Source organism: Pseudomonas sp. P179, from assembly GCF_000478485.2.
GTDB classification, from domain to species: domain Bacteria; phylum Pseudomonadota; class Gammaproteobacteria; order Pseudomonadales; family Pseudomonadaceae; genus Pseudomonas; species Pseudomonas aeruginosa.
Map to the genome: position 1 here is coordinate 1,751,025 of NZ_KI517354.1, position 14,720 is coordinate 1,765,744.

Here is a 14,720-nt window from a genome sequence, read left to right on the forward strand (position 1 = left end):
ACGCCACAGACGTTATCCGCCGATACGCAGCCGAACTCAGCGCAACAACGCCGGATCGCCCTTGCCGGCCACCGCCGCCGCTTCCTCCGGGGTCAGCAGCGCGGTGCGCGGGACCTCCATCAAGCGGGCGCAAGCCGCCAGCACGTTGCCCCAGCAGGCGCGGTTGGCGAACTGCATGCCCGCCTCGTCGAGGGTGCCGCCGCGGTTGCGATAGCCGAGTACCGAGGTGCGCCGGGCATCCGGCAGGATCGGCCAAAGATGACCGCGCGCCACTTCCGCGCGCATATGGGTGAGTAGCACGCGGCGCTCATGGCTATCCGGGAACAGTCGTTCCACCAGCGCCTCGTCGGCCACCGCCTCGACCTCCCAGCGATCGCGCGGCGCGCGGAAGCGTCCCGGCTCCTGCAGGTAGACCAGCCGGTAGGCCTGCCCGGCCTCGGCCAGGCGCTGCGCGGCGCGGCGCATCTGTTCGAGCTGGTAGCTGCCGTTGGCGATCAGCAGCAGCGGATCGGAGCCGCAGCGCTCCTCGACCAGGATCGCGCCGTCGCGGGCCAGGCGCTCGGCCTGGACGGCGTCGAACACCATCGGCCGGTCGCGCTTGGGGATCACCAGGCAGGCCAGTTGCCCCCGGCTGCGGTAGATCGTCGGTAGCAGCGCCAGGGCGCTGTTGTGATCGGCCGGGAAGAGCACCCGGACCATGTCGCTCATCTCGCCAAGCAGGGCCTCGCAGAAGGTGGTGTCCTGGTGCGACTGCTGGTTCTTGCCGTTCTCCCAGGTATGCGAAGTAGCGACCAGCGGCCAGCCCAGCCAGCCGGCCGGACGCCCGACTTCCTTCTGCTGGCGGGCGAAGATCAGGGTCTGGCGCACCGCGCCGAGCATCTTCACGCAGAACGCCTCGTAGCTGGCAACCAGGTTGAGTCCGCCCTGGTTGGCCAGGCAGGCGGACACCACCGCCTCCTCGTTGAGCGCGGTGATGACCCGACCGCTCACCAATTCCAGTTCGCTCTCCGGCTCGCTGACCCGATGCTTGAGCGCCTTGAGCACGCCGCCGAGGCGGTTGCTGGCCAATTCGTCGGGATTGCCGACCCGGGCGCGCAGGTCGGGGTTGGCCTCCACCAGCTCGGTATAGAAGCGGTCCAGCGCGGCCATCGGCGAGCAGGCGTCGTCGCGATAGCGCAGCGGCGGGATGATCGGTTCGATGGGATGGCGCAGGGCCAGCGGGTTGTCCCGTTCGAGGGGACGCTCGCCACGCTGCTCGGCGAACAGCCGGCGGGCCAATTCGAGAGCCTCAGGCTCGACCCAGAGTTCGTTTGCATGCTGGTTGAACAGTTGCCGGGCCTGTTCGTCGTTATGCGGATTGCCCGGCAGCGGCAGGTTGTGCGCGGCGTTGCTGCCGGCGCCATAGAAGCCGAAGCCCTTGACCGTCTCGGCGATGCCGTAGGGAATCGGCAGCGGGTAGCGGAGGATGCCGCTGTTCTTCTCCTGCACGCGCCGCTCCAGGCGCTGCTCCATCTCCCAGAGCGTACAGACGAAGGCGGCCGGGTCGCGCCCATCGAAGCTGATCGGATCGAAGCCGCAGCGGCGCAGGTGCAGCTTGAAGCCCTCCAGCCCCTCATGGGTGCCCAGTTCGGTGCGCTGCTCGATGCGCCGGCCATTGGCGATCATCACCGGCAGCGCCGCCCCGCAATCCTCGGCTCGCCACCAGCGCGGAATCCAGTCGCTGCCGCGCTGTTCCTCGGCGGCACCATCGGAGAGGAACGCCACCAGGGTCTCGCCGGGCAGCGGCATGTGCGCGTACTGCAATTCGGCGAAGCCGAGGTAGCCGCCCTCGGCGATACCGCCGGCGGTATGCGGATTCACGTGGCTGCCCAGTGGCGCCGCCGGTGCGCCGTTGGGGGCCTGGGCGTAGCCGTAGAAGTCCTGCAGCAAGCGGTTCAGCCCTTCCTCGCCGTCGGCATAGGCGCGCTCCTGCTCCGGGTGCAGGTTGCCGGTGAGGACGTTCAGCGCGTCGATGGCGGCCACGCAATGGCCCTGGCCCATCAGCCAGGCGCGAGTCTTGCCGGTCAGGACGTTGAGTGCCAGATAGCCGGCGTAGGCCGGGACCATGTTCAGGGCTCCGCCGGTGTGGCCCTCGGGCTGTGTCTTGAAATCCTCGGCCTGCAACGGCTGGCCGTCCAGGCGGATGCGCCGGGCGTAGGTCATGTGCACGACGATGCGCAGGGCGCTGGCGGTCAGCCGGTCGAGGGCGCGGAACAGCTGGTAGACGCTGGCCAGGTCCGGTTGCAGCCCGGCTTGGACCAATTGATGAGCGGTGCGGAACACGGCGGCGCGGGTCTCTGCGCTATGCTGGAGCGGACCATGGCCTTGCAGCCACGCGGCAAACGCCGGCTCGGCCGCCGCATGGGCAAGCAACTCGTCCTGACTGGGCAGAATCTGACTCATGGTGGGTAGCCTCCCTAGTGGTGCCTTGCAGTCTAGGCAGCACACGGCAAAGGGCGCTGACCTGCATCAAGCTCCCCGCCCCCGATTCGTTCACCCTGGCCCTGTACGAAGGTTCCATGGCATTCCACGATCCCCGAAAGGTATCGGGGTGTCGACAGAGCTCTGACGGAGGAGGCTCGATGGCATCACTGACGTTTCTAGGCGCCGCCCAGGAGGTCACTGGCTCCTGTTATCTGCTGGAAACCCTCGATGGCGTGAAGGTCCTGCTCGAATGCGGCATGCGCCAGGGGCGCCGCGAAGCCGACAACGGCAACCGCGCGCCCTTCCCCTTCGATCCCGCGAGCATCGACGCGGTGGTCATCTCCCACGCCCACCTGGACCACAGCGGCCTGCTGCCGCGCCTGGCGGCCGAGGGTTTCAAGGGCCCGATCTTCGCCACCGAGGCCACCTGCGAACTGCTGGAACTCATGCTGCTGGACTCCGCGCACATCCAGGAAAAGGACGCCGAGTGGGAGAACCGCTGGCGCAACCGGATCGGCAAGCCGAGCATCAAGCCGCTGTATACCCAGGCCGACACCGAACGCGCGCTCAAGCTGCGCCGGCCGATCAGCCTCGGCAGCACCGTGGCGGTCGCTCGTGGCGTGCGGGTGACCTTTCACAACGCCGGGCACATCCTCGGCTCGTCGATCGTCGAAGTGCAATTCCACGACCAGGTGCAACCGCGCCGCCTGGTGTTTTCCGGCGACCTCGGCAACACCTGCTCGCCGTTGATGCGAGCGCCCTCGCCGCTGAGCCGGGCCGACGTGGTGATGCTCGAATCCACCTACGGCGATCGCGATCACCGCGACAGCAACGACACCCTGGAGGAACTGGCGGCGATTCTCGACCAGGCGCATCGCGACGGCGGCAACGTGCTGATCCCGTCGTTCGCCGTCGGTCGCACCCAGGACCTGCTCTACTACCTCGGCCGCTTCTACCAGGAGGGCCGCCTGCCGCAACAGGCGGTATTCCTCGACAGCCCGATGGCCGCCCGTGCCAATGGCATCTACCTGCGCCACAGCAACGAGTTCGACGACCGCGACCGCGAGTACATTCGCGGCACCGGCACCACCCGCCTGGAGGAATGGCTGCCGGTGCTGCGCGTCACCCGCAGCGCCGACGAGTCGATGGCGATCAACCGGATCAAGAGCGGCGCGGTCATCATCGCCGGCAGCGGCATGTGCACCGGCGGCCGTATCGTCCATCACTTCAAGCACAACCTCTGGCGCCCGGAATGCCATGTGGTATTCCCCGGCTTCCAGGCGCGCGGCACCCTGGGCCGCAACATCGTCGACGGCGCCAGCGCGGTTCGCGTGTTCCACCAGCGCATCGCGGTCAAGGCGCAGATCCATACCCTCGGCGGCTTCTCCGCCCACGCCGGGCAATCGCAGCTGCTCGACTGGGTCGGTCACTTCGCCCACCGTCCAGCGCTATACCTGATACATGGCGAGCGGGAAAAGATGGAAGCGCTGCAGGGCGCGATCCGCGAGCGTCTCGACTGGGATGCCGAGATACCGGAACCCGGCGAACGCATCGAGATCTGAGCCGCCGTCCGCAACTGTCACGCAGTCCGTGGCAGTATGCGGATGACCGCCTGTCCAGGGTGGTTGTAGAAGGAGTATGCGAATGCCCTACGAAGCCGATGACTATCTTTCCCGGCACTTCCAGACCAGCGGCACCGACCTGGCGCGGAAGGTCGACGAACTGGCGGCCCTTGCGGCTCCCGGCGACAGCCCCAATCTCGCGCTCTACCGCGAGATGCTCTTCACCGTGACGCGCATGGCCCAGGCCGACCGCAACCGCTGGGACGCCAAGATCATGCTGCAGACCCTGCGCGAGATGGAGCATGCCTTCAGCGTCCTCGAGCAGTTCAAGCGGCGACGCAAGGTCACCGTGTTCGGCTCGGCGCGCACGCCAGTCGAACATCCGGTCTATGCCCTGGCGCGCAAGCTGGGCGAGGAACTGGCCCGCTACGACCTGATGGTGATCACCGGCGCCGGCGGCGGCATCATGGCCGCCGCCCACGAAGGCGCCGGGCTGGAGAACAGCCTGGGCTTCAACATCACCCTGCCCTTCGAGCAGCACGCCAACCATACGGTGGACGGCAGCGGCAACCTGCTGTCGTTCCACTTTTTCTTCCTGCGCAAGCTGTTCTTCGTCAAGGAAGCCGACGCCCTGGTGCTCTGCCCCGGCGGCTTCGGCACCCTAGACGAGGCACTGGAAGTGCTGACCCTGGTACAGACCGGCAAGAGTCCGCTGGTGCCGATCGTGCTGCTCGACCAGCCGGGCGGCCGCTACTGGGAACACGCCCTGGAGTTCATGCAGGAACAGTTGCTGGAGAATCACTATATCCTGCCGGCCGACATGCGCCTGATGCGCCTGGTGCATTCGGCCGAAGACGCGGTGAAGGAAATCGCCCAGTTCTACCGTAATTTCCACTCCAGCCGCTGGCTGAAAGGCACTTTCGTGATTCGCCTGAACCACGCCCTGAACGAAGCCGCGCTGGCGCACCTGCACGAACACTTCGCCAGCCTCTGCCTGAGCGGCGGCTTCCAGCAGCAGGCCTACAGCGAGCAGGAACAGGACGAACCGGAGTTCCGCAACCTGACCCGCCTCGCCTTCGTGTTCAACGGGCGCGACCAGGGGCGGCTGCGGGAATTGCTGGACTACATCAACCTGCCGGAAAACTGGGACTGAAGCTGCCGCTCCGGCACGCGCTCAATCGTCGCTGCGGCCGTTCAACAGGCGGCTGATCGACTCCATGGAGTAACCCCGGTACGCCAGGAAGCGGCCCTGCTGGGCCTTTTCCCTGGCGTCCTGCGGCAGGCGGGCGAACTTGCGGCGCCAGACCTCACGCAATTGCGCACTCCAGTCGACCTCGCAGGCACCCAGCGCCCTTTCGATATCGGCGCGCGGCAGACCGCGTTGCGCCAGTTCCTCACGGATGCGCAACGGCCCATGGCCGCTACGGGCGCGACTGGCGATGAAGCTTTCGAGATAGCGGGATTCGTCGAGCAGACCTTCCTCGGCCAGGCGGTCGAGGGCAGGATCGATCAACTCGGCAGACGCGCCACGCTGGCGCAACTTGCGGGAAAGCTCGGCGCGCCCGTGCTCACGGCGCGCCAGCAGATCCATGGCCGCCCGCCGCACGGCGACGGGCGTATCGAGCACGATCGCCATTGGCCTCAATCGGCTTCGGCGTCAGCCACTTCTTCGGCGTCGGCCTTCACCGGGCCGCTCTTGGCCAGCAACTGGTCGCGAATGGTCTTCTCCAGTACCGAACCGATTTCCGGATTGTCTTCCAGGTACTTGGCGGCGTTCGCCTTGCCCTGGCCGATCTTGCTGCCCTGGTAGCTGTACCAGGCGCCGGACTTCTCGACCAGGCCCAATTGCACGCCCAGGTCGATGATCTCGCCGGTACGGTAGATGCCCTTACCGTAGAGGATCTGGAACTCGGCCTGGCGGAACGGCGGGGAAACCTTGTTCTTCACCACCTTGACGCGGGTTTCGCTACCCACCACCTCGTCGCCTTCCTTCACCGCGCCGGTACGACGGATGTCCAGGCGGACCGAGGCGTAGAACTTCAGTGCGTTACCGCCGGTGGTGGTTTCCGGGTTGCCGAACATGACGCCGATCTTCATGCGGATCTGGTTGATGAAGATGACCAGGCAGTTGGCGTTCTTGATATTGCCGGTGATCTTGCGCAGCGCCTGGGACATCAGGCGTGCCTGCAGGCCGACGTGGGCGTCGCCCATCTCGCCTTCGATCTCGGCCTTGGGTACCAGCGCGGCCACGGAGTCGACGATGATCACGTCGACCGCGTTGGAGCGCACCAGCATGTCGGTGATTTCCAGGGCCTGCTCGCCGGTGTCCGGCTGGGAGACCAGCAGGTCGTCGACGTTGACGCCCAGCTTGCCGGCATAGTCGGGATCGAGCGCGTGCTCGGCGTCGACGAAGGCACAGGTGGCGCCCTGTTTCTGGGCCTCGGCGATCACCGAGAGGGTCAGGGTGGTCTTGCCCGAGGATTCCGGACCGTAGATCTCGACGATCCGGCCCTTGGGCAGGCCGCCGATGCCGAGGGCGATGTCCAGACCCAGGGAGCCGGTGGAGATGGCCGGGATCGCCTGGCGCTCATGGTCGCCCATGCGCATGACCGCGCCTTTGCCGAATTGGCGTTCGATCTGTCCCAGGGCCGCGGCCAGGGCGCGCTTCTTGTTCTCGTCCATTGAAGTCCTCGCGAAGTCAGGGCGGCCGGACGGCCACGAACAACTGTATAAGTAGACAGTATTATTCCACAGGGCAAGTCGCTCGCCTACCCCCGACGGGAAGAATGTTCCGAACGGTTGCCCGCAGGCGCGGCTAGCCCGGGTTCTCGCCGTTGCTCATGCGCAGCAGGCCGGTCAGCGCGGTCGCCACCGTCTGCCGGCGCACGGCGTCGCGGTCGCCGTTGAACTGGCAGCGCTCACTGACCAGCCGCTCGCCGTCGGCCCAGGCCAGCCAGACCGTGCCTACCGGCTTTTCCGGCGAGCCGCCGTCGGGCCCGGCGACACCGCTCACCGCCACCGCGAAACGCGCCCCGCTGTGCCGCTGGGCGCCGCGCACCATGGCCTCGACCACTTCCCGGCTGACCGCGCCGACTGCCGGGAACAGCGACTCGGGCACCTCCAGCTGGAGGGTCTTCTGGCGGTTCGAGTAGGTCACGTAGCCAGCCTCGAACCAGCCCGAACTCCCCGGGATGCGGGTGATCGCCTCGGCGATGCCGCCACCGGTGCAGGATTCCGCCGTGCTGACCTGCTCGCCCAGGTAACGAAGGCTTTCGCCGAGGCGGGCGGCCAGTGCGGTCAGGTCGGACTCCATCAGGGTCATCACTGTTCTCCAGGGTAGAAACGGAAAGGGACTACCCTACACCATCGGCTTTTCCATTCAGAAGCAGCTTTCGGACAAGCGCAACCGCGCGAAGGCAGCGAATGCGCGAACATGCGTGTTCCATCACCGTCCAAGGAAAGGCACCCCATGAACATCGCGCCACTCAAGGTCTCTCTGCTCTCCCTCGCCCTGCTCCTCTCCCCCGTTGCCAGCCTCCCCGCCCATGCGGCCTGCACCGCCAACCTGGCCCTGCAACCCGCCAGCAGCCTGCCCGCGCTCGGCGGGCGCCTGGTCTACCACAGCTATATGGAGTACGGGGACGGCTCCTCGAACCTCTACCTGCACGATTTCAAGAGCAAGAGCACCCGCCAGCTCAACCAGCCCGGCTGGAACATCGAGGACCCGATGAATGCGCATTTCTCCCCGGACGGCCGCTACCTGACCTTCATGGGCCGCCAGAATGGCGCCTGGCACGTGTTCGCCTGGGCCATCGGCGGTACCCAGGCGCCGAGCAACCTGACCGCGGCCATCGGCGGTCGCAACGAGGATCCGAAGTTCTCCTTCGACGGCCGCCAGGTCGTGCTCAAGCACGAGGGCGACATCCGCCTCGCCACCCTGGTCTTCAATGGCGATGGCAGCGTCGGCGTGAGCGCCTGGAAAGCCGTGACCGGCGACGGCTGGAGCACCGAGGAGTCGATGCCGTTCCTCACACCCTCAGGCAAGTACGTGGTCTACGCGACAGGAGCCGGCGACAGCCTGCGGGTGGTGCACAGGAACCTGGAGAACGGCCAGGTCTGCGCCCTCGCCACCCCGGCCGCGGGGGGCCGCGACTATTACCCGGTGGTACGCGACTACACCGCCTACTTCCTCTCGCGTACCCAGCCGGCCGGCAACGACCAGTTGGCCATGGTCGTACCCAACAGCCCGCCCGGCACCCCGGCGATCCTGCCGCTCAACCACTGCCAGGGCGACAATTCCGACGCCGCGCCGGTGAACGAGGACTACCTGATCTTCTCCAGCACTTCGTTCGACCCGACCTACAGCCTGCTCCTCGGCGACATCGCCGCGGCGCGGGTCTGGCGTCTCGACCCGGCGCAGATCAACCTGCCCGACGGTCGGCAGAAGCTCGGCGCCAGCTATACCGCGGCACGCTGAAAGCAGCCCGCACAGGCACGGACCTGAGGGTCCGCGCCGGTTCCGAACGGACCCGACACAGGCCGGCGAATCGGGTTAACATTACCCTCTTTTGCACCGTCCAAAGCCCGCTTCCGAAGGCCCGTATGACCGACCTCTCCCAGCACACGCCGATGATGCAGCAGTACTTCAAACTGAAGCATCAGCACCCCGACCAATTGATGTTCTATCGCATGGGCGACTTCTACGAGCTGTTCTACGAGGACGCGAAGAAGGCCGCCAAACTGCTCGACATCACCCTGACCGCACGCGGCCAGTCCGGCGGCAAGGCGATCCCGATGGCAGGCATTCCCTTCCATTCGGCGGAGGGCTACCTGGCCAAGCTGGTCAAGCTCGGCGAGTCGGTGGCGATCTGCGAGCAGATCGGCGACCCGGCCACCAGCAAGGGGCCGGTGGAGCGCCAGGTGGTGCGGATCATCACCCCCGGCACGGTGAGCGACGAGGCGCTGCTCGACGAACGCCGCGACAACCTGCTGGCGGCGATCCTCGGCGACGAGCGCCTGTTCGGCCTCGCCGTGCTGGACATCACCAGCGGCCGCTTCAGCGTCCAGGAGATAAAAGGCTGGGAAACCCTGCTGGCCGAACTGGAGCGCCTCAACCCGGCCGAGCTGCTGATTCCAGACGACTGGCCACAGGGCCTGCCGGCGGAGAAGCGCCGCGGCGTACGTCGCCGCGCGCCATGGGACTTCGATCGCGACTCGGCGCACAAGAGCCTCTGCCAGCAATTCGGCACCCAGGACCTGAAAGGCTTCGGCTGCCAGAACCTGACCCTGGCCATCGGCGCCGCCGGCTGCCTGCTCGCCTACGCCAAGGAAACCCAGCGTACCGCCCTGCCGCACCTGCGCAGCCTGCGCCACGACCGCCTCGATGACACGGTGATCCTCGACGGTGCCAGCCGCCGCAACCTGGAGCTGGATATCAACCTCAGCGGTGGCCGCGAGAACACCCTGCAATCGGTGGTCGACCGCTGCCAGACCGCCATGGCCAGCCGCCTGATGAGCCGCTGGCTGAACCGTCCGTTGCGTGACCGCGCGGTACTGGAAGCCCGCCAGGAGTCCATCGCCTGCCTGCTGGAACGCTACCGCTTCGAGAACCTGCAACCGCAGCTCAAGGAAATCGGCGACCTCGAACGCATCCTCGCCCGCATCGGCCTGCGCAACGCCCGCCCTCGCGACCTGGCGCGCCTGCGCGACGCGCTGGCGGCGCTGCCGGACCTGCAGAACGCCATGACCGAACTGGAAGCGCCGCACCTGCAGGCGCTGGCCACCACCATCGGCACCTATCCCGAACTCGCCGAACTGCTGGCCAAGGCGATCATCGACAACCCGCCAGCGGTGATCCGCGACGGTGGCGTGATCAAGACCGGCTATGACGCCGAGCTGGACGAGCTGCAGGCGCTGAGCGAAAACGCCGGGCAATTCCTGATGGACCTGGAAGCGCGCGAGAAGGCCCGCACCGGCCTGCCCAACCTGAAGGTCGGCTACAACCGCATCCATGGCTACTTCATCGAGCTGCCACGGGTGCAGGCCGAACAGGCGCCGGCCGACTACATCCGCCGGCAGACCCTGAAAGGCGCCGAGCGCTTCATCACGCCGGAACTGAAGGCCTTCGAGGACAAGGCGCTGTCGGCCCAGAGCCGCGCCCTGGCCCGCGAGAAGGCGCTCTACGAAGAGCTGCTGGAACGCCTGATCGGCCACCTCGCTCCGCTCCAGGACAGCGCCTCGGCGCTGGCGGAACTGGACGTGCTGGCGAATCTCGCCGAACGCGCGCTGAACCTCGACCTGAATCGCCCACGGTTCGTCGAACACACCTGCCTGCACATCGAGCAGGGCCGCCATCCGGTGGTCGAGCAGGTGCTGGAGACACCGTTCGTGGCCAACGACCTGGCGCTGGATGCCGACACCCGGATGCTGGTGATCACCGGTCCGAACATGGGCGGTAAATCCACCTACATGCGGCAAACCGCGCTGATCGTGCTGCTTGCGCACATCGGCAGCTTCGTTCCGGCTGCACGCTGCGAGCTGTCCCTGGTGGACCGCATCTTCACCCGCATCGGCTCGTCCGACGACCTTGCCGGCGGCCGCTCGACCTTCATGGTGGAGATGAGCGAAACCGCCAACATCCTGCACAACGCCACCGACAAGAGCCTGGTGCTGATGGATGAGGTCGGCCGCGGCACCAGCACCTTCGACGGCCTGTCGCTGGCCTGGGCAGCGGCCGAGGACCTGGCCCGGACTCGCGCCTTCACCCTGTTCGCCACCCACTATTTCGAACTGACCGTACTGCCGGAAAGCCAGCCCGCGGTAGCCAACGTGCACCTGAACGCGACCGAGCACAATGAACGCATCGTGTTCCTGCACCATGTACTGCCGGGACCGGCGAGCCAGAGCTACGGCCTCGCGGTGGCCCAGTTGGCCGGCGTGCCGGCCCCGGTAATCCAGCGCGCCCGCGAACACCTCAAGCGCCTGGAAACCACCAGCCTGCCGCACGAGATGCCGAGCCAGCAGAGCGGCAAGCCCGCCTCGCCGATGCAGAGCGACCTGTTCGCCAGCCTGCCGCACCCGGTGATCGATGAATTGTCGAGGATCAATCCCGACGATATCAGCCCGCGGCAAGCTCTCGATCTGTTATATGCATGGAAGATGCGGGTCTGACGGACTACCGCACAAGCTGCTAGAATCGCGCGCGCTTAGCCGCCCGCCTGAGGAGAGAACTAGAAAATGACCTTCGTCGTCACCGACAACTGCATCAAGTGCAAATACACCGACTGCGTGGAAGTCTGCCCGGTAGACTGCTTCTACGAAGGACCCAACTTCCTGGTCATCCATCCGGACGAGTGCATCGACTGCGCCCTGTGCGAGCCCGAATGTCCGGCCCAGGCGATTTTCTCCGAAGACGAAGTGCCGGAGAACATGCAGGAATTCATCGAGCTGAACAGCGAGCTGGCGGAAATCTGGCCGAACATCACCGAGAAGAAGGATGCCCTGCCCGACGCCGAGGAATGGGACGGCGTCGCCGGCAAGCTCCAGCATCTGGAGCGCTGATACGCCAAGGCCCGCAAACAGCGGGCCTTTTCTTTGGCGACGAGTAAAACGGCAGGCAAAAAAAAGGGGCGGGGTATTACCCCGCCCACTCTTCAGTCCCTCGTCATCATCCTGATGAATCGCCTCCCTGGCGACGTCCCTTCCCCGATCCTTCGGGGTTGCGTGTTCCCTGTACGCAGGAGTGATATTAGCGATTCCCAGTGCTCCCGCAACCTGCCAGAAAACCCAGCGAAGCTTCTTCGGCAGCCATTTTAGAAAAATATATTCCTTTAATTTCAATAAGTTACTTAAATTCACCGAGCGTTTTTGGCAAACCTCCCGGGCATTTATCTACTTAGGCTCACACGCCGTGTAAGTTAATGCTTACAAGAGCAGACACAAAAAACCCGGCGAACGCCGGGTCTTCAGTGGGTCTAAGGTTTTCCGTCACTGGAACAGCGCGTCACTCGACAGGCCATTCTTCTCCAGAATCTCCCGCAGGCGCTTCAGCGCCTCGACCTGGATCTGACGAACCCGCTCGCGGGTCAGGCCGATTTCCTGGCCGACCTCTTCCAGCGTGCTGCTTTCGTGCCCGCGCAAGCCGAAGCGGCGAATCACCACCTCACGCTGCTTGTCGGTGAGTTCCGTCAGCCACTGGTCGATGCTTTCGCTGAGATCGTCATCCTGCAGCAGCTCGCACGGGTCGGTGGGGCGATCGTCGGTGAGCGTATCCAGCAGGGTCTTGTCCGAGTCCGGACCAAGAGAGACGTCCACCGAAGTCACCCGTTCGTTCAGGCCGAGCATGCGCTTGACCTCGGCGACCGGCTTCTCCAGCAGGTTGGCGATTTCTTCGGGTGAAGGTTCGTGGTCGAGCTTGTGGGTCAGTTCCCGCGCCGCACGCAGGTAGACGTTGAGCTCCTTGACCACATGGATCGGCAAGCGAATGGTCCGGGTCTGGTTCATGATGGCCCGCTCGATGGTCTGGCGGATCCACCAGGTGGCGTAGGTCGAGAACCGGAATCCGCGCTCCGGATCGAACTTCTCCACGGCGCGGATCAGGCCTAGGTTGCCTTCCTCGATCAGGTCGAGCAGGGACAGTCCGCGATTGACATAGCGCCGGGCGATCTTCACCACCAACCGCAGGTTGCTCTCGATCATCCGCTTCCGACCAGCGGGATCGCCCTTCTGCGCCAGACGAGCGAAGTGGACTTCCTCTTCGGGCGTCAACAGGGGCGAGAAACCGATTTCGTTGAGATACAGCTGCGTTGCGTCCAACGCGCGCGTGTAGTCGATGTGCTTGTGTTGTTTGGAAGAGAAGGAAGTGGTGGCTTTTGGAGTTGCCCGGGGAGAAGGCTGCTCGTCGGCAGACGACTCGTCCAGCATGATGCCGGGCTCCAGGAGGAGCACTTCATCATCGTGGTCAAACTCCGGCCCTTCTTTTTTGAGTGCCATGTCGTTATCCCTTGCATGAGTTCGACTCAAGCCCGGGCGATTCCTTTCCCGCTGGACACGCCCGGACCCGCTCACCTACATGATGTGGGCGGGCGAACTCCCGGTCAGCGACGTGGCAAATATTGCAGTGGATCGACAGGCTTACCCTGGCGGCGAATCTCGAAGTGCAGCTTCACCCGATCGGTTCCTGTGGAGCCCATCTCGGCAATCGATTGCCCTACCTTGACCTGTTGCCCTTCCCGCACCAGCAGCCTGCGGTTGTGACCGTAGGCACTCACGTAGGTCTCGTTGTGTTTGATGATGACCAACTCGCCGTAGCCCCGCAAACCACTACCGGCGTATACAACGGTCCCACCAGACGCAGCCAGGACAGGCTGGCCCAATTGACCGGCTATATCAATCCCTTTATTCAAACTTCCGTTTGAGGCAAAACGGCCGATCAGAGTACCGCTCGCGGGCCATGCCCACCCCCCCACCGCAGGCCCCGCGACGACGGGAGTCGCGCCGCTGCTGGGTGGGGTCGTGGTCGAGGCCGGAGCCGGTGCGGGCTTGGCAGGTACCGACGTACTAACTGCGGGTGGAACCGGGGTAGGCTTGGTCGCCACGGGCGCAGCGACGACCGGCGTGTTTTTCGCGACGGACGGTTGCGCCGATGCCCGCCCACCAAATTGGATAGCTTGACCGACCTGGATGGTATAGGGCGGCGCGATGCCATTGCGCGCGGCCAGGGCTTTCCAGTCCCAGCCGAAGCGGAAGGCAATGGAATACAGGGTGTCGCCGCGGCGTACGATGTACTGCCCGCTGGTGACCGGCGTACGCCGCGCAGCGGCAGGCGCGGAACCGTTGCGATCGACGACCTTGACCCCGCCGGGAGGCGACGACGAACAGGCGGCGAGAAGGGAACAGACGACGGCCCCAAGCAACAGGTGGCAGCCACCATAGAGCCGAGTCCATTGCCGCAGGGTCGCTGCTAGCCTCAATCCTTCCCCCTTATCCATCTTCTTCGCTTTCGTTCAATCGGGCCGGCGACGCCGGCCGCCGGCTCAGGCGATCGGGCCGTTGAGCAGCGGGACGAAACGTACCGAGTCGAGTACCTGGCGGCTGAACCCGTCCTCGGTGCGGACGATCAGCATCAGTTGCTGGACCTCGCCGCCACCGACCGGGATCACCAGACGGCCCCCCGGGGCCAACTGGTCCAGCAACGACTGCGGGACTTCCGTGGCCGCCGCGGTGACGATGATTCCATTGTAGGGAGCCAACGCCGACCAGCCTTCCCAACCATCGCCCCAACGAAAGACAACATTACGCAGGTTTAGCTCCGCAAGACGCTCCTTGGCCTTGTCCTGCAACGCCTGGATCCGCTCGACGGAGAAGACCCGCTCGACCAGTTGCGCCAGCACCGCGGTCTGGTAGCCGGACCCGGTACCGATCTCCATGACCTTGTCCAGCGGGCCGGCCGCCAGCAGCAACTCGGTCATCCGCGCCACCATGAACGGCTGGGAAATGGTCTGGTTGTGGCCGATCGGCAGGGCGGTGTCTTCGTAGGCGCGATGCGAGAGCGCCTCGTCGACGAACAGATGACGCGGCGTGCGGCGGATCACCTCGAGCACGTGGGCGTTGGACAGGCCTTCTTCGTACAGGCGCTGGATCAGGCGCTCTCGGGTACGCTGGGAGGTCATGCCGATACCCCGGCGATGCAGGTCT

Annotated in this window: 12 protein-coding genes; 5 read left to right on the plus strand and 7 right to left on the minus strand. The window is 65.6% G+C overall.

Translation table 11 applies throughout. The annotated features are described in order from the left end of the window. Positions 1-36: 36 nt before the first annotated feature. Positions 37-2,442, minus strand: coding sequence for a phosphoketolase family protein (locus tag HMPREF1224_RS20715; RefSeq protein WP_010793356.1), 2,406 nt, complete (start codon positions 2,440-2,442; stop codon positions 37-39). Between the two features lie 179 nt (positions 2,443-2,621). On the opposite strand from HMPREF1224_RS20715, the gene HMPREF1224_RS20720 reads away from it, so the two are divergent. Both HMPREF1224_RS20720 and HMPREF1224_RS20725 read left to right on the plus strand, forming a co-directional pair. Then, entirely contained in the window at positions 2,622-4,025 is a 1,404-nt protein-coding gene (locus HMPREF1224_RS20720; protein ID WP_003098484.1) for an MBL fold metallo-hydrolase RNA specificity domain-containing protein, read from the plus strand. 82 nt (positions 4,026-4,107) lie between these two features. Beyond that, positions 4,108-5,178 (plus strand): LOG family protein, encoded by a 1,071-nt coding sequence (locus HMPREF1224_RS20725; RefSeq protein WP_003092255.1) that lies wholly within the window; start codon positions 4,108-4,110, stop codon positions 5,176-5,178. A gap of 21 nt (positions 5,179-5,199) precedes the next feature. Here HMPREF1224_RS20725 and recX read toward each other — a convergent pair whose 3' ends face one another. The 3 genes from recX to HMPREF1224_RS20740 form a co-directional block, all read right to left on the minus strand. Next, the gene (gene recX / locus HMPREF1224_RS20730; protein ID WP_003098485.1) at positions 5,200-5,661 is read right to left on the minus strand and encodes a recombination regulator RecX; all 462 of its coding nucleotides are present in this window, start codon (positions 5,659-5,661) and stop codon (positions 5,200-5,202) included. 5 nt (positions 5,662-5,666) lie between these two features. Beyond that, positions 5,667-6,707 (minus strand): recombinase RecA, encoded by a 1,041-nt coding sequence (gene recA / locus HMPREF1224_RS20735; protein WP_003092260.1) that lies wholly within the window; start codon positions 6,705-6,707, stop codon positions 5,667-5,669. 133 nt (positions 6,708-6,840) lie between these two features. Continuing rightward, positions 6,841-7,347, minus strand: coding sequence for a CinA family protein (locus tag HMPREF1224_RS20740; RefSeq protein ID WP_003092262.1), 507 nt, complete (start codon positions 7,345-7,347; stop codon positions 6,841-6,843). Between the two features lie 147 nt (positions 7,348-7,494). Between HMPREF1224_RS20740 and HMPREF1224_RS20745 the strand changes: the two genes are divergently transcribed. The 3 genes from HMPREF1224_RS20745 to fdxA all read left to right on the plus strand — a co-directional run bounded on the left by HMPREF1224_RS20745 (position 7,495) and on the right by fdxA (position 11,585). Beyond that, complete coding sequence (locus HMPREF1224_RS20745; RefSeq protein WP_010793357.1) at positions 7,495-8,502, plus strand: TolB family protein; 1,008 nt, start codon at positions 7,495-7,497, stop codon at positions 8,500-8,502. 125 nt (positions 8,503-8,627) lie between these two features. Beyond that, entirely contained in the window at positions 8,628-11,195 is a 2,568-nt protein-coding gene (mutS, locus tag HMPREF1224_RS20750; RefSeq protein ID WP_003113873.1) for a DNA mismatch repair protein MutS, read from the plus strand. A 66-nt stretch (positions 11,196-11,261) separates the two neighbouring features. Beyond that, positions 11,262-11,585, plus strand: coding sequence for a ferredoxin FdxA (fdxA, locus tag HMPREF1224_RS20755; protein ID WP_003119354.1), 324 nt, complete (start codon positions 11,262-11,264; stop codon positions 11,583-11,585). Positions 11,586-12,011: 426 nt separating this feature from the next. Here the strand turns inward: fdxA and rpoS are convergent, their stop codons facing one another. The 3 genes from rpoS to HMPREF1224_RS20770 form a co-directional block, all read right to left on the minus strand. Further along, complete coding sequence (gene rpoS / locus HMPREF1224_RS20760) at positions 12,012-13,016, minus strand: RNA polymerase sigma factor RpoS (RefSeq protein ID WP_003113871.1); 1,005 nt, start codon at positions 13,014-13,016, stop codon at positions 12,012-12,014. 104 nt (positions 13,017-13,120) lie between these two features. Continuing rightward, positions 13,121-14,014: a peptidoglycan DD-metalloendopeptidase family protein gene (locus HMPREF1224_RS20765; RefSeq protein ID WP_003143263.1), complete on the minus strand. Its 894-nt coding sequence runs from the start codon at positions 14,012-14,014 to the stop codon at positions 13,121-13,123. 45 nt (positions 14,015-14,059) lie between these two features. Next, the gene (locus tag HMPREF1224_RS20770; protein WP_003098558.1) at positions 14,060-14,695 is read right to left on the minus strand and encodes a protein-L-isoaspartate(D-aspartate) O-methyltransferase; all 636 of its coding nucleotides are present in this window, start codon (positions 14,693-14,695) and stop codon (positions 14,060-14,062) included. Positions 14,696-14,720: the final 25 nt, after the last annotated feature.

Coding starts and splice junctions, on each gene's coding strand:
- HMPREF1224_RS20765 (WP_003143263.1), bottom strand. CDS start 14,014: ATGGATAAGGGGGAAGGATTGAGGCTAGCAGCGACCCTGCGGCAATGG.
- recX (WP_003098485.1), bottom strand. CDS start 5,661: ATGGCGATCGTGCTCGATACGCCCGTCGCCGTGCGGCGGGCGGCCATG.
- fdxA (WP_003119354.1), top strand. CDS start 11,262: ATGACCTTCGTCGTCACCGACAACTGCATCAAGTGCAAATACACCGAC.
- HMPREF1224_RS20745 (WP_010793357.1), top strand. CDS start 7,495: ATGAACATCGCGCCACTCAAGGTCTCTCTGCTCTCCCTCGCCCTGCTC.
- recA (WP_003092260.1), bottom strand. CDS start 6,707: ATGGACGAGAACAAGAAGCGCGCCCTGGCCGCGGCCCTGGGACAGATC.
- HMPREF1224_RS20740 (WP_003092262.1), bottom strand. CDS start 7,347: ATGACCCTGATGGAGTCCGACCTGACCGCACTGGCCGCCCGCCTCGGC.
- HMPREF1224_RS20715 (WP_010793356.1), bottom strand. CDS start 2,442: ATGAGTCAGATTCTGCCCAGTCAGGACGAGTTGCTTGCCCATGCGGCG.
- mutS (WP_003113873.1), top strand. CDS start 8,628: ATGACCGACCTCTCCCAGCACACGCCGATGATGCAGCAGTACTTCAAA.
- HMPREF1224_RS20720 (WP_003098484.1), top strand. CDS start 2,622: ATGGCATCACTGACGTTTCTAGGCGCCGCCCAGGAGGTCACTGGCTCC.
- HMPREF1224_RS20770 (WP_003098558.1), bottom strand. CDS start 14,695: ATGACCTCCCAGCGTACCCGAGAGCGCCTGATCCAGCGCCTGTACGAA.
- rpoS (WP_003113871.1), bottom strand. CDS start 13,016: ATGGCACTCAAAAAAGAAGGGCCGGAGTTTGACCACGATGATGAAGTG.
- HMPREF1224_RS20725 (WP_003092255.1), top strand. CDS start 4,108: ATGCCCTACGAAGCCGATGACTATCTTTCCCGGCACTTCCAGACCAGC.